The sequence below is a fragment of the Agromyces sp. NPDC058484 genome, from assembly GCF_042720415.1.
GTDB lineage: Bacteria > Actinomycetota > Actinomycetes > Actinomycetales > Microbacteriaceae > Agromyces.
The window spans coordinates 15713-33452 of record NZ_JBHXMP010000016.1 but is presented as its reverse complement, the minus strand read 5'-3'; the positions used below and the strand labels follow the sequence as shown (position 1 = coordinate 33452).

16 protein-coding genes and 1 pseudogene are annotated in these 17740 nt (G+C 70.3%); 12 read left to right on the top strand and 5 right to left on the bottom strand.

Annotation, left to right across the window (positions count from 1 at the left end):
• Positions 1-45: 45 nt before the first annotated feature.
• Together ACFWN7_RS13360 and ACFWN7_RS13355 are read right to left on the bottom strand one after the other, a co-directional pair.
• On the bottom strand, positions 46-702 hold the full coding sequence (locus ACFWN7_RS13360) for a hypothetical protein (RefSeq protein ID WP_376939303.1): 657 nt from the start codon (positions 700-702) through the stop codon (positions 46-48).
• A gap of 86 nt (positions 703-788) precedes the next feature.
• A complete protein-coding gene (locus ACFWN7_RS13355; protein WP_376939302.1) occupies positions 789-4931 on the bottom strand; it encodes an NPCBM/NEW2 domain-containing protein in 4143 nt (1380 codons plus the stop codon).
• Between the two features lie 128 nt (positions 4932-5059).
• Between ACFWN7_RS13355 and ACFWN7_RS13350 the strand changes: the two genes are divergently transcribed.
• Entirely contained in the window at positions 5060-5908 is an 849-nt protein-coding gene (locus ACFWN7_RS13350; RefSeq protein ID WP_376939301.1) for an alpha/beta fold hydrolase, read from the top strand.
• A gap of 15 nt (positions 5909-5923) precedes the next feature.
• Here ACFWN7_RS13350 and ACFWN7_RS13345 read toward each other — a convergent pair whose 3' ends face one another.
• On the bottom strand, positions 5924-6577 hold the full coding sequence (locus ACFWN7_RS13345; protein WP_376939299.1) for a histidine phosphatase family protein: 654 nt from the start codon (positions 6575-6577) through the stop codon (positions 5924-5926).
• A 222-nt stretch (positions 6578-6799) separates the two neighbouring features.
• Between ACFWN7_RS13345 and ACFWN7_RS13340 the strand changes: the two genes are divergently transcribed.
• The 6 genes from ACFWN7_RS13340 (at position 6800) to ACFWN7_RS13315 (ending at position 13139) form a co-directional block, all read left to right on the top strand.
• Positions 6800-7849 carry a biotin/lipoate A/B protein ligase family protein gene (locus ACFWN7_RS13340; protein WP_376939298.1) on the top strand — a complete coding sequence of 350 codons (1050 nt, stop codon included), beginning with the start codon at positions 6800-6802 and terminating at the stop codon, positions 7847-7849.
• 81 nt (positions 7850-7930) lie between these two features.
• Positions 7931-8260: a hypothetical protein gene (locus ACFWN7_RS13335; protein WP_376939297.1), complete on the top strand. Its 330-nt coding sequence runs from the start codon at positions 7931-7933 to the stop codon at positions 8258-8260.
• A 36-nt stretch (positions 8261-8296) separates the two neighbouring features.
• Complete coding sequence (locus tag ACFWN7_RS13330) at positions 8297-9298, top strand: DNA-methyltransferase (protein ID WP_376939296.1); 1002 nt, start codon at positions 8297-8299, stop codon at positions 9296-9298.
• Between the two features lie 145 nt (positions 9299-9443).
• Positions 9444-10280: a M15 family metallopeptidase gene (locus ACFWN7_RS13325; RefSeq protein ID WP_376939295.1), complete on the top strand. Its 837-nt coding sequence runs from the start codon at positions 9444-9446 to the stop codon at positions 10278-10280.
• A 10-nt stretch (positions 10281-10290) separates the two neighbouring features.
• Positions 10291-11757, top strand: a complete 1467-nt coding sequence (locus ACFWN7_RS13320; RefSeq protein WP_376939294.1) for an MFS transporter — start codon at positions 10291-10293, stop codon at positions 11755-11757.
• A gap of 371 nt (positions 11758-12128) precedes the next feature.
• Positions 12129-13139, top strand: a complete 1011-nt coding sequence (locus ACFWN7_RS13315) for an amidase domain-containing protein (protein WP_376939293.1) — start codon at positions 12129-12131, stop codon at positions 13137-13139.
• A 120-nt stretch (positions 13140-13259) separates the two neighbouring features.
• Here the strand turns inward: ACFWN7_RS13315 and pgm are convergent, their stop codons facing one another.
• Together pgm and ACFWN7_RS13305 are read right to left on the bottom strand one after the other, a co-directional pair.
• On the bottom strand, positions 13260-14894 hold the full coding sequence (gene pgm / locus ACFWN7_RS13310) for a phosphoglucomutase (alpha-D-glucose-1,6-bisphosphate-dependent) (RefSeq protein ID WP_376939292.1): 1635 nt from the start codon (positions 14892-14894) through the stop codon (positions 13260-13262).
• A gap of 238 nt (positions 14895-15132) precedes the next feature.
• Positions 15133-15411 carry a DUF445 family protein gene (locus ACFWN7_RS13305; protein WP_376939291.1) on the bottom strand — a complete coding sequence of 93 codons (279 nt, stop codon included), beginning with the start codon at positions 15409-15411 and terminating at the stop codon, positions 15133-15135.
• Between the two features lie 43 nt (positions 15412-15454).
• Here ACFWN7_RS13305 and ACFWN7_RS13300 point away from each other — a divergent pair.
• The 5 genes and pseudogenes from ACFWN7_RS13300 to ACFWN7_RS13280 form a co-directional block, all read left to right on the top strand.
• Positions 15455-15710 (top strand): annotated as a pseudogene (locus ACFWN7_RS13300) (SDR family oxidoreductase); the annotation flags it as partial.
• A gap of 35 nt (positions 15711-15745) precedes the next feature.
• Positions 15746-16069 (top strand): TetR family transcriptional regulator, encoded by a 324-nt coding sequence (locus ACFWN7_RS13295; RefSeq protein ID WP_376939290.1) that lies wholly within the window; start codon positions 15746-15748, stop codon positions 16067-16069.
• Positions 16070-16508: 439 nt separating this feature from the next.
• Complete coding sequence (locus tag ACFWN7_RS13290) at positions 16509-16754, top strand: ribbon-helix-helix protein, CopG family (protein WP_376939289.1); 246 nt, start codon at positions 16509-16511, stop codon at positions 16752-16754.
• Complete coding sequence (locus tag ACFWN7_RS13285; protein ID WP_376939288.1) at positions 16748-17095, top strand: type II toxin-antitoxin system PemK/MazF family toxin; 348 nt, start codon at positions 16748-16750, stop codon at positions 17093-17095. The genes ACFWN7_RS13290 and ACFWN7_RS13285 overlap by 7 nt, the downstream gene beginning before the upstream one ends.
• 44 nt (positions 17096-17139) lie before the next feature.
• On the top strand, positions 17140-17475 hold the full coding sequence (locus tag ACFWN7_RS13280; protein WP_376939370.1) for a DUF5615 family PIN-like protein: 336 nt from the start codon (positions 17140-17142) through the stop codon (positions 17473-17475).
• The last annotated feature ends 265 nt before the right edge of the window (positions 17476-17740 follow it).

Below are 17740 nucleotides of genomic sequence, written 5' to 3'. Positions count from 1 at the left end.
GGGGGCCGCCCGCGCCCCCCCCCCGCCCACCCCTGACCCGGTCGGTTACTCGAACAGTGACAGGGTCAGTGTCGAAGTGTAGTTGCCTGCCGCGGTGGTGCTGGGGGTGCGCAGGAACAGGTTCGCGTTCGCGGTCCAGGATCCCTCGGCGGCGATGTCCTCGGAGTCGAACGCCATCGCGAGCAGCTCCTGGTCGACCAGGCCGACATTGTTCGCCGGCGCGGTCGGCGGCGTGGTCGGATCGTCGACGACGGTGACGACCTCGCCGCCCTCGGCCACGAGACCGGAATCGCCGCCGTCGATCAGGGCCGGCTTCCAGCCCAGGTGCCCGGCCGAGATCGGCGCCTGCTGGGCGTCGCCGGTGAACTGGCTCGCGGAGCCCAGCACGTACCAGGCGGCGCCGTCGGGGATCTCCTCGGCGGTGCGGGTGTCGGTGACCGTGACCGTGGGCAGCGTGCCCGTGAACTGGCGCACCAGGTCGGTCGAGCCCGACTCGGTCAGCGCCACCGAGTCACCGGCGACGGTCATCGCGAGCACGCCGGGCTCGGTCAGCTCGGAGATCGCGACGTTGACGTCGACCGCGCTGTCATCGCCGACCGGGTCGGCCGCGTTCGCCGCCGCGGCACCCGCCGCGGTCAGCATCAGCGCGCCGAACGCGGCAGCGGTCACCCGCAGCGCGGCAGGAGTGGTGGTTCTTCTCATTTCAGTTTCCTTACTTGTGGGGGGAGTGGTGGTTACTTGCGGGGATTGTTCGTCATTGCCGGGGATTGGTCGGTCGACTCGAGCGATCACCCGCAGGTGCGGGCGTCGTACGGCACCGTGCGAGTCGTGACCGCGCCGTCGGAGGCGCGGGTCGCCTCGACGGCGACCTCACCCGCCGGCACCCCTGCCGAGCGGGAGTTGAACGTGGCCACCGCGTTCCTGCCGGCGGCCACCGACGCGAACGACTTCTCGCCGTAGGCGGTCGTCGTCTTCACCGAGATGGCCTTGTCCTCGCGGTTGGCGGCCTTCACGGTCACGTACGCCTTCGAGCCGATGCAGCGGGTCTCGGCGACCACGTCCACGTCCACCTCGGGGGCGGCCGATTCGCACTCGAATCGCGCGTCACCCCAGACGCCGTGGGCGCCGTTGATGCTGCCCGGAGCCTCGACGATGAGGTCGACGTACTGCGCCCCCGTGAGGTCGACGTTCACGTCTTCGGGTGCGAAGCCGGGCGTGAAGGTGCGCGACTGGTACCGGTTGACGTCGTCGGTGTCGACCTTGAAGATCACGTTGCCGCCGAAGCCGGCTTCGAGACCCACCTTCGCAGTGAACGCCTGGCACTTGCCGCCGAGGTAGTACGTGACCTTCGACAGGGCGTGGACGCCCAGACCCTTCTCGTACACCGGTGAGGTGCCGGTCGCCGGGTCGGTGTAGTTGATCTTCAGGGGCAGGTCGGGCGAGGTCGCCGAGTCCTTGTTCGCGACATCCTTGCCGATGACGCCCCAGCCGTTCGTGGCGCTGAGCCACTGCAGGTCCGAAGCCCAGGCCGAGGCCGTCGGGGCCGACGGGAGCGGCTGGTCGACGACCTGCCAGTCGAAGATCTTCATCCGGCTCTCGTTCGGAAGCACGATCGACGCGAGCTCCTTGGCGGGGTTCAGGCGAACCAGGTTGGAGTACACCTGGTACTTGCCGTTGGGGTACTCGTAGACGTCGGGGTTCGAGGCGCTGTTGCGGCCCATCGACGTGATCGCCACGGTCGAGCCCTGCAGACCCGAGGCCTGCAGCAGCCAGTTCGGGAAGTACGCGCTCTGCTTCGAGACCGTGCCGTCGGTGTAGGTGAGCGTGAGCTCGGGTCTGACGCCGGCGCCCGTGGCGGCCGAGGCGAGGATCGCGAGATGCGTTCCCTGCCCCGACACGCCTATGGTCTGCCCGGCGGGTGTCACGGAGTTCGGCGTCCCGACCGGCTCGGGCCAGCGGTAGGCGATCGCCGCACCGCCGGTGCCCACCGTGACGGTGCCGCCGGGGGTGACCCCGGCCTGCTCGAGCGCCGCCTTCGAGAAGGAGGCGCCGCCGCCGTCGAAGTTGCCCGCGGCAGCGGTCGCGACATCCGTGATCGACACGGCGTTGAAGGCGCCCTGCAGCGAGCCGTATGCGACGTAGAGCTGGTTCGCCCCCGACACCTCGACCTGCTGGCTCGACGCCGACGTGTATGCGGCGTTCACCGTGACCGTCTGCAGGTCGGCAGCCGACTCCCCGGTCACCTCGAAGACGAACTCCCCGGTGATCGAGGCGCCCGGCTCCACGCGGTCGGCGCGGTCGCCCGTTGCCGAGACGAGGTTCCACCCCTCGGGCGCGACCGGCGTGAGCACGATGTCGTCCTTCGCTGCCGAACCCTCGTTCGTGAACGTCGCGCTGACGGTCGTGCGGTCGCCCTGGAACACGCGGTCGTCGAGGGACACTGTCACGGATGCCGCGGCGGCATCGGCGTCGCGGCCGCCCACGGCGCTCGTGCCCGTGAGCACGACGCGAGCCGCGGCATCCGATGCGACCTGACCCGTGGAGACCACGACGACCCCGCCCGTGCGGTCGCCCTCGTAGGCCCAGCCGGTGCGGCCGTCGAGACCGGCGACGTCGTCGACGCGCTCGAGGACGGTGTCGCCGAGCTTCACGGCCTCAGGCTCGGAACCGGTGTGCACCTCGACGCGGTAGGCGCGGGATGCGGCCTTGCCGTCGTACTGGCCGTCGCGCTCGCCGAGGTCGATCGAGACCGTTCCCTGCTCGGCGAAGTCCGGCGCGTCGACCGCGAACGCCTGCCGGCTCGACTCGCCTGCGGCGGCCGCTCGGGTGACCTCGTCGTCCTCGTAGAGGGTGAACTCGGAGGCGCCCTGCGGGTACACCGAGAGCGTGATCGGCGAGTCCTCGGGCACGAGCGACGCGTTGCGGGCGGTGATGCCCTGCGGCACGACCGCGCCGGCCCGTACGAAGATCGGCAGCGTGTCGAGCGGTGCGGGGTACCCGTTGAGCACCTTGCCGCCCTGGTGGACCTTGCCCGTCCAGTAGTCGACCCACTCGTCGCCGGCCGGCAGGTAGATGCCATTGCGCACGTCGGCGTCGGTGAACACGGGGGCGACCAGGAAGTCCTCGCCGAGGAGGAACTCGTTGTTCGCCTCGGCGCTGTAGGCGCCCGGGTCGCTCGGGTACTCGAGGGCGATCGAGCGCATCATCGGCACGCCGGTTCGGTGCGACTCCTCGGCGAGCGTGTAGATGTAGGGCATGAGCCGCTGGCGCAGCTGGAGGTACGAGCGGTTGATCTCGGTCGCCTCGTCGCCGTAGAGCCACGGCCGCTTGTCCTTCGGCGCCCACCCGCTCATCGAGTAGAGCGCCGGTGCGAACGCCTTCCACTGCAGGTCGCGCACGTAGCTCTCGGCGGACCCGCCGAAGATGCCGTCGACGTCGCCCGTCGTGAACGGGAGCCCGGAGTTGCCCGCGCCGGTGAGCGCGGAGACCTGCCAGCGCACCGCGTCGAGGTTTCCGGAGTGGTCACCCGTCCACTGCATGCCGCAGCGCTGGGAGCCCGCCCAGCCTTCGACCATCAGGGAGGTGCCGCGGGCGTCGGAGTACTGCTCGATGCCGCCGTGCGCGGCCTCGCATCCGGTGAGCGCCTGGCGGTACCCGGAGCCGACCCAGGCGACGTCGAGCTTGCGCAGACGCACGCCGGCCTCGCCGACCTCGAACTCCTGGTTCGTGAGCGAGCGCTGGGTCCAGAGGCCGACCTTCAGGCCGGTCTCCTGCTCGATCGAGTCGACCGTCTCGGGCAGCTCGACGTACTCGCAGCCGTAGCCGTCGTTCACGAGCATCCATCCGGCGGGCATGTCGTGCTCGACGAACTGCTTCGCGATGTTGAGCGACTGCGGCGTGCGCTGCTTCGTGTTCTCGGGGTCGCCGAAACCCGACGAGCTGTAGGTCGGGTTCGAGCGGTTGTAGCAGTCCGCGTCACCGTACTCGAGCGCGTAGACCGGAGGCATCATCGGGCGGCCGGTCAGCTGGGTGTACGACTCGAGGGAGTCCTTGTAGTCGCCGACGAAGTAGTACGCGTCGAAGCGCCGCTCCTCGTGCGTGGTGGTGTGCGCGGCGAAGTCGTAGCTGCCGCGCGCGAAGGTGTTGCGGAGCACGCCGTAGCCGTTCGACGACATGTAGTACGGCACCGCGTTCGGGTAGCCGTCGTCGTCCCAGTCGAAGTTGCGAGCGATGTTGATCGTCGCCCCGGTGTGCACGGAGCGGCCGTTCTGCATGCCGCCGCCGAGGAACTGCTCGCCGTCGACCGCGGCGAGGTGCTGCGTCGCCGAGGTCGAGCCGAACGTGATGGGAGCGGACTCCGACCAGATGACGGAGCCGTCGGCGCGGGTGGCGGTCGACCGGCCGGTGGCGCGGTCGATCACGACCGAGACCGCGTCGGTCGCGATGGTGATCGAGTCGCCCTCGGTGACGGTGACGCTCGGCGCGTCGAAGCTGTCGCGGCCGACGACGATGTTCGCCGTGCGGGCCGGGTCGCCCTGCGGGGTGTTCGCCGGGTCGGTGAACGTGCCACTGGGGTCGGCCTCGAACCGGAACGAGCGATCGTCGAGGAAGGAGACGCGCATGGCGCCGTTCGCGGCGGTGAGCGTGACGCTGGCGCCGTCCTGCTGCACGCCCGTGATGGCGCCCAGCGGAGTGCCGGCGGCATCGACGGCGACCTCGGGAGCGACCGGCTTCGGCGTGATCGGCGTCGTCGCCGCTGCCGCTCCCGTTGCGCTCGTCGCGGTCGCCGCGGACGCGGGCGCCGCTGCCGCGGGCGCCGCTGCCGCGGGCGTGACCCCCGCCGACGCAAGGAGGGCGATCGCGGCCCCCGCGACGATGGCAGCCGCGCCTCGGGAACCACGCCTCGCTCGGCTCGGTTGGTGATGGATCATCGTTGCTCGCTTTCACCGCGTGATTGCTTGTGATCTGAAATCCGTACAAACGCTCATATCAGAGCACCTATCAGTCATCGGGTCAAGTGCCGGCGTCAACGTGTTTCCGTGCCTGCCACAATGGCGGCATGCCGACCTTCACCGACGCACACGGGGTTCGCATCCACTACGAGGCGTGGCGGGTGCCCGACGCGGTCGCCGTGGTGCAGCTCGCGCACGGTGTCGGCGAGCACATCGGGCGCTACGGCGAACTCGTCGAGGCGCTGAACACGGCGGGCTACTCGGTATGGGCCGACGACCATCGCGGGCACGGGCAGACCGGATTCGAACAGCACGGCGGTGACCTCACCCGCATGGGCCGTCCCGGACCCGGCGGTATGCGCGCCGCCATCGCCGGGGTCGAACGGTTCGGCGAGATCATCCGCGAAGCCGAGGGCGACGACGTGCCGCTCGTGATCCTCGGGCATTCGTGGGGGTCGTTCGTTGCGCAGCACGTCGTCAACCGGCATCCGGATCGGTACGACGCCGTGGTGCTCACCGGCACCGCCTGGCTGCAGCTCGGATACACGAACCTCGGCGACCTGAACAAGCGGTTCGCCCGTCCCGGCGGCACCGAGGTCGAATGGCTGAGCCGCGATCCGGCCGTCGCCGAGGCGTTCGAGGCCGATCCCTACACGACCAGCCGGACGCTGCAGCAGTTGTTCGGCTGGCCGCAATCGTTCACGCTCATGACTCGGCCGTCGAAGCGGATCCCCAGCGAACTGCCGCTGCTCATCCTGGTCGGTTCCGACGACCCGGTCGCGGGCGAGCGCAGTTCAATCGCGTTGCTGCGCGATTACGTGCACCGCTGCGGTCTCGTCGACTCGCAGCTCATCGTGTACGAGGGCGCGCGGCACGAGGTCTTCAACGAGACCAACCGGGCCGAGGTGCGCGCCGACCTGATCCGCTGGCTCGACGAGCGGTTCGCCGTGGACTGAGCCCGGGCGGCGATGTCAGACTCTCGACGCGCGGTCGGGTGGCACGTCGAAGCCCAGCAACCGGATGCGCGGACGATTCGGGTGCGCGGCCATCGATTCCGTCGCCCACGGGTAGACGATCGTCGTCACGCTGCAGTTGCCGAGCACCGGCAGCAGGTCGCGATACCCGTCGGGGTCCATGCCCGCGAGTTCGCAGAACAGGAGGCGGATGAGCGTCGCATGCCCGACGATGAGCACCCGGCCGTCGGGGAACTCGCGGGCGAGCTCGTCGAAGACCGGCAGCGCGCGGGCGATGCCGGCACGCCCCGATTCGCCGCCGGTGAACGGCGACGACGCCGGCGCCTGGGAGAACGCGGCCCACTCCTCGGGGTGCCGATCGTCGATTTCGGCGGGCGTGAGTCCCTCGGCCACGCCGAAGTCGATCTCGACGAGCCGCGCGTCGGTGCGGAGCGGCAACCCCGTCGTCTCGACCGACGGGGCGGCGGAGCGCTGCGCCCTGGTGAGGGGCGAGGCGACGATCACGTCGAGCCGGGCGTCGACCGCCCAGGCACCGAGGGCGGCCGCCTGGCCGAGGCCGTGCCGGGTGAGTCCGATGTCGGAGCTGCCCGCATAGCGATGCTCGGCGTGCCATTCGGTCTCGCCGTGCCGAGCGAGGAAGAACGTCGTCATCTCGGGCCCCCTGTCCTGTGATGCGATCGTACGACTCGCACTGGGGCCGCCGGGGAGGATGTCTGCGATTCAGCGGGGATCTGCGATTCAGAGGAGATCTGCGTTTCAGAGGAGCGCGTGCGCCCGCAGGCGAAATCGCCCTCGGAACCGCAGATCTCCTCGCGAAACTCACGGCACCCGGGGGCGGAGCGAGTTGCCCGAGGCATCCGTAGGCTGTACCCCATGCACGGTGAATACAAGGTCCCGGGGGGCAAGCTCGTCGTCGTCGACTTCGACGTGGTCGACGGCGTCATCCGCGACCCGCACGTCGCGGGCGACTTCTTCCTCGAGCCCGACGAGGCGCTGGGCGACATCGACCGGGCGCTCGAGGGGCTGCCCGCGGCGTCCGACGCCAAGCAGATCGCGGCCGCGATCACCGCGGCGCTGCGCCCGGGCGCGGTCATGCTCGGCTTCTCGGCCGACGCGATCGCGGTCGCCGTGCGACGGGCGATGACGGATGCCACGAGCTGGTCGAACTACGAATGGGAGATCGTGCACGAGTCCGCCGTGCCCCCGCGGCTGCACCTCGCGCTCGACGAGGTGCTCGCCACGCGCGTCGGCGAGGGCCGCCGCAAGCCGACGCTGCGCTTCTGGGAGTGGGACGAGTCGGCCGTCGTGATCGGCAGCTTCCAGTCGGTGAAGAACGAGGTCGACCCCGAGGGCGCCGACAGGCACGGGTTCGATGTCGTGCGCCGCATCTCGGGCGGCGGCGCGATGATGATGGAGAAGGGCAACGTCGTCACCTACTCGCTGTACGTGCCCGCGGCTCTCGTTCAGGGCATGAGCTTCGCCGACTCGTATGCGTTCCTCGACGACTGGGTGCTGCACGGACTGCGTTCGATCGGCGTCGACGCGACGTACCAGCCGCTCAACGACATCGCGAGCCCCGCCGGCAAGATCGGCGGCGCCGCCCAGAAGCGCCTCGGCTCGGGTGCGGTGCTGCACCACGTGACCATGGCCTACGACCTCGACAACGAGAAGATGCTCGAGGTGCTGCGCATCGGACGCGAGAAGCTCAGCGACAAGGGCATCGCGTCGGCGGCGAAGCGCGTCGACCCGCTGCGGTCGCAGACCGGGCTGCCGCGCGCCGAGGTCATCGAGGCCCTGAAGCAGACGTTCACCGACCTCTACGGCGCGACGCCGGGCACGGTCGCGCCCGACGAGCTCGCCGAGGCCGAGGCGCTCGTCGAGTCGAAGTTCGCGACGCGGGAGTGGCTGCAGCGGGTGCCCTGAGATGCCGCGGGGCACGAGGCATCCGGATGCCGCGGGGCTCGCGCGCGAGGAAGACTCAGGGATCCTCTGTACAATCGCCGGGTGGATTGGTGGATCTGGGTCGGCATCGCCGTGCTCGTCGCGGGCGTTCTCGTGCTCGCCGTGCGGCGCCGCTGGATCGACCTCTCCGACAAGCGCCGCGGCGGCGGCGGTGGCCCCGGCCCCGGTGGCGTCATGATGATCGGCGACGAGGTGTTCGCCCCCCGCAAGCACGAGGCGGCGGTGGAGCTCGATCGCCAGAGCCGCCTTCCCGCGCCCGCGCCACTGCCCGGCGACGGCGACAAGGGCATCGCGTTCGCGGCGGATGACGCCGACGACGACGATCCCGACCGGTTCCGCGGACGCATCCGCCTCGACGTCGGCCGCCGCTGACGAACTCGCCGCGCACGCGCGGCCGCTGGCAGACTGGTGCCCGTGGCATCCGATGACGAACCGAACCGCATCATCCAGGCGGACAACCTCGCGGTGCTGCCCACCCTGCCCGACGGGCGGTTCGCGCTCGTCTACCTCGATCCGCCGTTCAACACGGGGCGGTCGCAGGCGCGACAGGCGACGCGCCACACGCGGGTGGACACGTCGGCAGCGGCGCCGAATGACGAGCAGGCGACGGATGCCCCGCGTGCCGCGGCCCCGTCGACCCTTCGACGAGCTCAGGGCGCCGCGAGCTCAGGGCGCGCCGGAACCATCACCGGGTTCGCCGGCCAGCGCTACGAGCGCATCCGCGGCGATCTGCTGCGCTACGACGACCGCTTCGACGACTACTGGGGGTTCCTCGAGCCTCGTCTGATCGAGGCGTGGCGGCTGCTCGCCGACGACGGCACGCTCTACCTGCACCTCGACTACCGCGAGGCGCACTACGCGAAGGTGCTGCTCGACGCGCTGTTCGGGCGCGAGTGCTTCCTCAACGAGCTGATCTGGGCCTACGACTACGGCGCCAAGACGAAGCGCAAGTGGCCGACGAAGCACGACACGATCCTCGTGTACGTGAAGAATCCTGCCGGCTACTGGTACGACTCGAGCGCAGTCGACCGCGAGCCCTACATGGCGCCCGGGCTGGTGACCGCCGAGAAGGCCGCGCTCGGCAAGCTGCCGACCGACGTGTGGTGGCACACGATCGTGTCGCCCACCGGTCGCGAGAAGACGGGCTACCCGACGCAGAAACCCGAGGGGATCCTGCGGCGCATCGTGCAGGCGTCGACGCGCGAGGGCGACTGGGTGCTCGACTTCTTCGCGGGCAGTGGCACGACCGGCGCCGTCGCGGCGACGCTCGGCAGGCGCTTCGTGCTCGTCGACGAGAACCCCGAGGCGATCGCGGTGATGCGGGCACGGTTCGCGGATGTCGCGGGCGTGATGTTCGAGACGGGCGTCGTGTTCGAGACGGGCGTCGCCGCCGTCCCGCCCGGTCGCTGACCGCCCCGCTACGACCATTCTCTCGCCCGACGACCTTTCCGAACCGTCGTAGGGCTGGAGAAAGGTCGTCACGCGGGGCGTCGGCACGGTGGTCTTGCAGGCAGCCCAGCCGCCGCCCGCGGCATCCGCGGCGTACACTCGAACGGTGTCTGCAAGCGAGCGCCGGGAGCCGTCCGATCGGGTGCGGCAGAATCGACGTCTCGTCATCGCGCTGTCGCTCAGTGCGGTGCTCCTCGCCGCGGGTGTCGTCGTGATCGGCGCAGTGGCGGGAGGCTCATCGGGTGACGCGGCGGGCGGCGCGTCCGGCGCGGCATCCGACTTCGCCGACGCCACCGCCACCGAGACGCCCGCCGCCCGCCCCTCGCCCGCCGCCCCACCGGCGCCCGCCGTCGTCGACACGTTCGACCGCACGGCGCACTCGATCGACGACCCCACCAGCACCTGGGTCGTCGTCAACAAGCTGCGACCGCTGAACCCGCAGGACTTCGAACCCGACGACCTCGTCGACGTCCCGGTGGAGCACACCAACGAGCCGCAGCTGCGGCAGGAGGCGTCCGACGCCCTTGTCGAGATGTTCGATGCCGCGTTCGACGAGGCCGGTCTCGAGCTCGCCTCGAACAGCGCCTACCGTTCGTACTCCGCGCAGGAGAACGTGTACGACGGCGACGACCTGACGACGGCACGCCCCGGGTACAGCGAGCACCAGACCGGTCTCACGATGGACATCGGCGCCGTCTCGGGGGAATGCTCGCTGGACGAGTGCTTCGGCGACACCGACGAGGGCATCTGGCTGCGCGACAACGCGTGGCGGTTCGGGTTCATCCTCCGGTACCCCGCCGACAAGACCGCCATCACGGGCTACTCGTTCGAGCCGTGGCACTTCCGCTACACCGGCGTCGGCCTCACGAGCAAGATGCACGACACCGGAATCACGACGCTCGAGGAGTTCTTCGGCCTCCCGCCCGCACCCGACTACGAATGAGGCCGAGCGGATGTCGCAGCAGGTGAGTGAACGGATGCCCCGTCGCGGGCTCTCGCTCGCCGTGCTCATCGTCAACCAGCTGCTCGCGGGCGTCGGCGTGGCGTCGGGCATCGCCGTCGCGGCGATCCTCGTGGCCGACCTCACCGACGTGAACGCGCTGGGCGGCCTCGCGCAGTCGGCGAGCGTGCTCGGCGCGGCCGTCGTCGCCATCCCGCTCGCGAAGCTCGCGGTGCGGGCCGGACGCCACGTCGCGCTCGCGACGGGATACGTGTGCGCGTTCCTCGGCGCCGTGCTCGTGATCGCCGCCGCAGCGAGCGGATGGGCGCCGCTCGTGTTCCTCGGACTCGCGGCGTTCGGCGCGGGCGCCGCCGCGGGACTGCAGGCACGCTTCGCCGCGACCGAGGTCGCCGCTCCCGGCTTCGAGGCGCGCTCGATGTCGCTCGTGCTGTGGGCGACGACCATCGGCTCGGTCACCGGGCCGCTCCTGTCCGAGGCCGGAGACGACTTCGGGCTGGCGCTCGGGCTGCCGCCGCTCGTCGGTCCGTTCATCTTCTCGGGCGTGGCGTTCGGGCTCTCCTCGATCCTCGTCGCCACGCTGCTTCGCACCCCGAGGGCGGGCCACCTCGCGACGGATGACACGGGAGCGACGACGGCCGAAGGCCCGGATGCCACGGGCGCGACGTCGGCCGAAGCTCCGGATGCCGCGGGCGCCTTGAGGCCGGATGCCGCGGGGGCCCTCCTGCCGGATGCCGCGGGCGCTGCCGCCGCAGGCCCGGATGCCGCGACTGATCCCGAGCCGAGCGCCGCCGCCGTCCCCGAACCGTCAGGCGGCCGCGCCGCCGCGCCGCCCGCCACGGAGACCGCGCCGCCCGAGCGCATCGGCGCGTGGACGGCCCTCCGCACCGCCGTCCGAAACCCCGCCGCGCTCGTCGCGATCCTCGCGATCGTGTGCTCGCACACGGTGATGATCGGCGTGATGGTGATGACCCCCGTGCACATGACCGAGCACGGCCTGTCGCTCTCCCTCGTCGGCATCGTGCTCAGCATCCACATCCTCGGCATGTACGGCGCGAGCCCGCTGATGGGTTGGCTCGCCGACCGCATCGGCTCAGCGCGCGTCATCGCGATCGGCGCCGCGATCCTCGTCACGGCGACGATGATCGGCATCCTCGCGCCCCCAGAGAGCGTGCTGCTCGTGCCGCTCGCCCTCGGCCTCCTCGGCCTCGGCTGGTCGGCCGGGCTCATCGGCGGCTCGACCCTGCTCACCACCTCGGTCGACGAGCGCCTGCGCGTGCCGTTGCAGGGGGCGACGGATGCCGCGATGAACATCGCCGCCGCGACATCCGCAGCCTTCTCGGGGCTCGTGCTGGGCCTCGGCGGGTTCGCGGGCGTGAACGTCGTCGCCCTCTTCGTGCTCGCGCCGCTGGCCATCGCGGGCCTGCGGCTCGGCATGCTCCGCCGCGGCGCGCCCGCCTGACGTCGCGCTCGTTCGCACGGACCGCCCCGTGAGCGCACGCCCACGGTTCTCCCAGCCTTCGGGAGGGATCCTCACAAAACCGCGTGATGGGCTGTCATGTCCCCTGCATGCCGATACGGAACTCTTCTTCGCCTGTGCCCCACACCCCTGAACTGCCTGACTTCCCCCTGCCCCGCCGCTCGACCCTCCGCCGATCCGAAGCTCATCGCTCCGAAACCAGTCGCTCCCAACCCCGCCGATCGACCCTCCACCGGTCTGCGCCCCGAAAGCCACCGCTCACGCCGCTCACGCCGCATACGCCGCGCCAGCCGCGCCACCGCGCCGAACCCGCGCGCGACCGCCTCGCCGCGGGCAGCGCGTTCCGGCAGACGGTGGCGCTCGGCTGCGCGGCCGCGATCGCGGGCGTGTCCGCGTTCGGCGCCGTCGCGGCATCCGCCGATTCCGACCGCGACACCACGAGCACCACGACCGCCCGCGCCGCCGCAGCATCGAGTGCCGCCGCGGCCGACACGATCGCGGCATCCGCTGCCGAGGTCGACGAGGCCCCGACGGTGACCAGCGATCTCTCGGTCGCCGCCGCCCCGTTCACCGGCGGCACCCAGGTCAGCGTCACCGGGGAGGGCCTCGACGAGGTCGCCTCGGTCACGGTCGGCGGTGCCTCCGCCGACATCGTCGCCGCCGATGCGGCGCACGTCACCTTCGCCGTTCCCGCGGTCGCCGAGGACGCGCTCGGCACGGCCGCCGAGGTGCGATTCGCGGATGCCGCGGGCCAGGCGATCGGCGCCGAGACGCCCACCGCCGTGGTCGCCGCCGGCACGTCGGTCGTGCAGCCGCTCGAGGGCGTGCTCACCGGCGCGTCCGCGCCGAAGGCGCCCACCGCGCCGCGCACCCTCACGCTCACCTACACGAGCGACCCGGGCATCGACGCGCAAGTGGGCTACGTGCTCGCCTACTGGAGCGAGTACAACTCGGACGTGTACCCGGTCATCTCCGGTTACGACTGCGCGAACTTCGCCAGCCAGTCGCTGCTCGCCCGCGGCTGGACGATGGACGACGGCTGGAACCTCGACCTCGCCACCGGCGCGATGTCGCCGAGCTGGGCGAGCTCGACCGCGCTGCGCGACTACTTGAACACGCGCCCCGACCGGGCGACGCCGCTCGACGACTCGCAGCGCGGCCTCGTGAAGGTCGGCGACATCGCGCAGTTCGACTGGGACTCGTCGGGCGACCGCGACCACACCGCTGTCGTCACGCGCGTCGAGCGCACCGATGACGGCACGAAGATCTGGGTCGGCGGCCACACGAAGGACGCCGACTTCTGGGACGTCGACACCGCCCTCGCCACGGGCGGCGGCTCGGTCTCGTACTTCTCGATCCGCTGACCCCGGATCCAGGGCTGTCCCGCGGTCCATCGCCGGCCCAGGCGATACGACCCCTCGGCGAAGATACGACCATTCCGAAGCGTCGTACGGCCGTCGAAAGGTCGTGCCGGGGCGGGGGGCTCAGCCGGCGGAGCCGAGCGCCTCGGTCACGACGACCTTCGCCTCGGCCTGCACCTTCGAGAGGTGGTCGGGCCCCTTGAACGACTCCGCGTAGATCTTGTACACGTCCTCGGTGCCGCTCGGGCGCGCCGCGAACCACGCATCCTGCGTCTGCACCTTGACCCCGCCGATCGCCGCGTCGTTGCCCGGCGCGTGAGAGAGCTTGGCCGTGATCGGTTCGCCGGCGAGCTCCGTCGCGGCGATCGCGTCGGCCGTGAGCCTGCCGAGCGCGGTCTTCTGCGCGGGGGTGGCCGCGGCATCCGTTCGCTCGTAGGCGGGATCTCCGAACCGCTCGACCAGCGAGCGGTAGAGCTCCGAGGGCGACTTCCCGGTCACCGCCCGGATCTCGGACGCGAGCAGGCAGAGCAGGATGCCGTCCTTGTCGGTCGTCCAGACCGTGCCGTCGAACCGCAGGAACGAGGCGCCGGCGCTCTCCTCGCCGCCGAAGCCGACCGATCCGTCGACGAGCCCGGGCACGAACCACTTGAACCCGACCGGCACCTCCCAGAGCCGACGGCCGAGGGAGTCGGCGACCCGGTCGATCATCGAGCTCGAGACGAGGGTCTTGCCGATCGCGGCATCCGATCGCCAGTTCGGCCGGTGCGTGAAGAGGTACTCGATCGCCACGGCGAGGTAGTGGTTCGGGTTCATCAGGCCGCCGTCGGGCGTGACGATGCCGTGCCGGTCGGCGTCGGCATCGTTGCCAGTGAGGATGTCGAAGCCCGAGGCGTTCGCGAGCACCGAGGCCATCGCCGACGGGCTCGACGGGTCCATGCGGATCTTGCCGTCCCAGTCGAGCGTCATGAACGACCAGGCGGGGTCGACGCGCTCGTTCACGACCGTGAGGTCGAGGTCGTACCGGTCGCGGATCGCGTCCCAGTAGTGCACGGATGCCCCGCCGAGCGGGTCTGCGCCGATGCGGATGCCGCTCGTGCGGATCGCGTCGAAGTCGATGATGTTCGCGAGGTCGTCGACGTACTCGCCGCGGAAGTCGTACGTCTCGACCCCGCTCGGCTCGGCCTGGTTCACCTCGCGGAGGCCGCCCGCGATGAGCTCGTTCGCTCGCGCGGCGATCCACCCCGTGGCATCCGAGTCGGCAGGGCCCCCGTGCGGGGGGTTGTACTTGATGCCGCCGTCCTGCGGCGGGTTGTGCGAGGGCGTGATGACGATGCCGTCGGCCTCGCCCTCGGCGCGCCGGGCCAGGTCGTTGTTCCACGTCAGGATCGCGTGGCTGAGGGCGGGCGTGGGCACGTAGTCGTCGAACCGGTCGGCGAGCACGCGCACCTTGTTGCCGGCGAGCACGTCGAGCGCGGTCGTCTGCGCGGGGGCGCTGAGGCCGTGCGTGTCGGCGCCGATGAACAGCGGACCGGTGATGCCCTGCGCGGTGCGGTAGTCGACGATCGCCTGGGTGACGGCGAGGATGTGGTCTTCGTTGAAGCTCGTCGTGAACGCCGACCCGCGATGCCCGGACGTGCCGAACACCACACGTTGCGTGGCATCCGTCACATCGGGTTTCTTCTCGTAGTAGGCCCTGACGAGGGCCTCGACGTCGATGAGGTCGGACTCGGTCGCCGGGGTACCCGCTCGCTCGTGCATGCGTCCCAGTCTTGCATCGAGCCCGGGATCTCGCTCCCTGAGCTTGTCGAAGGGAGCCGCGGGTGCGCTTCGACGGGCTCAGCGAACGAGGGCGTCGAAGGGAGCCGCGGGTTCGCTTCGACGGGCTCAGCGAACGAGGGCGTCGAAGGGAGCCGCGGGTTCGCTTCGACGGGCTCAGCGAACGACGGGCTCAGCGAACGAGGGCGTCGAAGGGAGCCGCGGGTTCGCTTCGACGGGCTCAGCGAACGGGCGCCTGCACGCCGGTCGCGATCGTGAAGATCGCGACGCCCGCGAGCGCACCCGCGACGGTGCCGTTGATCCGGATGAACTGCGCATCGCGCCCCACCTGCAGCTCGAGTTTCTCGGTCGTCTCGCGCGGGTCCCACCGCTCCACGGTCTCGGTGATGACGCCGGCGATCTCGCTCCGGTCGTTGCGCACCACGCAGGCCGCGGCATCCGTCACCCACTCGTCGACCTTCGCGGCGAGCTCGGCGTCGTTCGCGAGCCGAGTGCCCACCTCGAGAATCGCCGAGCGGAGGCCGGCGCGCAGCTCGCTCGAGGCGCAGCCGGCGTTCGAGCTGGCGCCGGGCATCCGTGTGAACGCGGTCGCGCCCGCCGTCGTCAAGACCGCGTTCGCCCGGGCGCTGTACGAGGGGGCATGAGGAAGAGGCATCCGCCGCCTATCCGCTCCGCCGTCTCGGCGAGGTCGCCGACGTCGCCGGGCCCGTCGCGTTCCTCCTCTCGGACGACGCCGCATGGATCACGGGCCAGACGCTCCCCGTCGACGGCGGCTCAGGCATCCGTCCCCTCGTGTGACGGGGGCGGGGCGGGTTCGGGTGAAAGATGAAGGCATGAGGGAATTCCACGTCGCAGACGACGTCACCCGCGCCGCCGTCGAGCTCTTCGCCCGTCAGGGCTACGCGAACACCAGCGTGCAGCAGATCGTCGAGGCCGCCGGCGTCACCAAGGGCGCGATGTACCACGAGCGGGGGCAGGCTGAGGGCCTGTACCGCACTGACATCCCGATGGCGCTGCTGATCGCCCACTTCTTCAGCGACGCTCACTACCTGTCGCACTGGTACTCGCCCGAGGGCCCCGAAGACAAGACGCTCGTCGCCGAGCAGTTGACCGATCTGTTCCTGACCACCTTGAGGAGAGCGGATGCCTCGACCTGACCCGACCCTGCAGTCCGGAGTCGACGGAGCTAGCGCCAAGACTACGGCGGCGGGCAGCAGGAGGGCCGCGACAATGATCAACTGCACCGACTGTGCCGACGCGACGGCGACGATGAGCACCGCAACCCCCGCAGAAGCGCTGACCAGGGCTGCGGAGATCCACTCCGGGCGAGCGCCCAGGAAGCGCATCGGAAGTCCGGCGAAGAAGGTGAACAGCACACCCCACCCGGTCTCGATCAGGTAGCCCTCGTAGAACTCCGGCAAGAGGCCATCTGTCTTGCCATCGTACGCACGGCGTGAATGGCGCCATTCTTGCGCGTGGGTCTCTGGCTCCACCCCAAGGTCGTGTCTGAAGAGCCGCCGCGCCCGCCGGTGCCGCCTCGTTGGCCGCTACACGATCCTTGAGTGCGGCGACGGTATAACGGGTTATACTTTGCGTATGAAGACCGCGATCTCGATCCCAGACAGCGACTTCGAACGCTTCGAAAGGCTGGCGGCGCGACACGGCATGAACCGATCAGAGTTCTACCGCCTCGCAGGTCGTCGCCTCGCCGAGGAATTGGAGGGTGAGACTGAGTTGACCGCCTTGGCGAACTCGGTTCTCGCGCGCGTCGGACAGCCCTCCGCAGACAGCCCCTTCCTCCGTGAATCTGAGCGCACCGTGCTTGAGGGCACCGAGTGGTGATCGCCCACGGCGACGTCGTCTGGGTCGATTTCGGATCACCCCGGGGATCCGAACCCGCCAAGCGCCGCCCAGCCATCGTCATGCAAGAGGACTGGCTCCTCGCCACGGAGATGACGACCGTGCTCGTGGTGCCGCTGACCTCGAACGTTGCACTCGAAGCCTTCCCGGGCAACGTGCTGATTCCGGTCGACGCCTCGGGGCTCGGGAAGGACTCCGTCGCAGTCGTGTCCCAGGTCGGTCCAGTCAGCCGAGAGTTTCTGGAGCCCTACCCGACAGGGCACCTCCCCAACTACGTCCTCTCCAAGATCGCCGACGGCATCCGGCTCGTCCTCGGCATCTAACAAGGAATCGCTGCCCAGGCCGACCACGCGATCGTGCTCGCTTCATAGTCCGTGCGCTTCCTCGTCCACGCGCAATTGCCTCCGGCGCTGGCCCGGATGCTCTCCGATCGCGGCCAGTCGCCGAGCATGTGACCGACATCGGCCCGGGTGGCGCACCGGATCGAGAGCTCTGGCGCTACGCACTCGATCACGATGCAGTGCTGGTCACAAAGGGCGAGGACTTCTCCAACATGTTGTTGCTCGGCGGCACCTTCCCCGCGATGGTGTGGGTTCGTGTAGGCAACACGCGGCGCCGGGCCTTGCTTGAGTGGTTCGAGCCGCTGATCGACAGCATCGTTGAACTGGTCGATGCCGGGAACCGCCTTATCGAGCTGCGCTGAGGGGTCCCCCCGGCGGGAAAGGACAGACGGGGGCTCCGACTGGCCTCACCCGCGGTGACAGCCGAGATGCCCAATGTAGGAATCCGCCATTCGTGTGGAATCCGCAGCCCCGAAACGATGACAAGTGCCGTGGAATCCCCGGGACGCTCCGCCACCTTCAGCCGGAACTACAGCGAGCGCCGGCGGAGGGCGACGACACAGGAGCTATGAGAGTGTTGCACGCTATTGCACGCGTGATCCAGGACCGTCAGGTCACCGTGATCAC

Excerpts from the sequence above, each read along its gene's own strand:
- ACFWN7_RS13340 (WP_376939298.1), top strand. The coding sequence starts at position 6,800 with ATGCACGGTGAATACAAGGTCCCGGGGGGCAAGCTCGTCGTCGTCGAC.
- ACFWN7_RS13360 (WP_376939303.1), bottom strand. The coding sequence starts at position 702 with ATGAGAAGAACCACCACTCCTGCCGCGCTGCGGGTGACCGCTGCCGCG.
- ACFWN7_RS13355 (WP_376939302.1), bottom strand. The coding sequence starts at position 4,931 with ATGATCCATCACCAACCGAGCCGAGCGAGGCGTGGTTCCCGAGGCGCG.
- ACFWN7_RS13290 (WP_376939289.1), top strand. The coding sequence starts at position 16,509 with ATGAAGACCGCGATCTCGATCCCAGACAGCGACTTCGAACGCTTCGAA.
- pgm (WP_376939292.1), bottom strand. The coding sequence starts at position 14,894 with ATGCACGAGCGAGCGGGTACCCCGGCGACCGAGTCCGACCTCATCGAC.
- ACFWN7_RS13345 (WP_376939299.1), bottom strand. The coding sequence starts at position 6,577 with ATGACGACGTTCTTCCTCGCTCGGCACGGCGAGACCGAATGGCACGCC.
- ACFWN7_RS13295 (WP_376939290.1), top strand. The coding sequence starts at position 15,746 with ATGAGGGAATTCCACGTCGCAGACGACGTCACCCGCGCCGCCGTCGAG.
- ACFWN7_RS13350 (WP_376939301.1), top strand. The coding sequence starts at position 5,060 with ATGCCGACCTTCACCGACGCACACGGGGTTCGCATCCACTACGAGGCG.
- ACFWN7_RS13320 (WP_376939294.1), top strand. The coding sequence starts at position 10,291 with ATGTCGCAGCAGGTGAGTGAACGGATGCCCCGTCGCGGGCTCTCGCTC.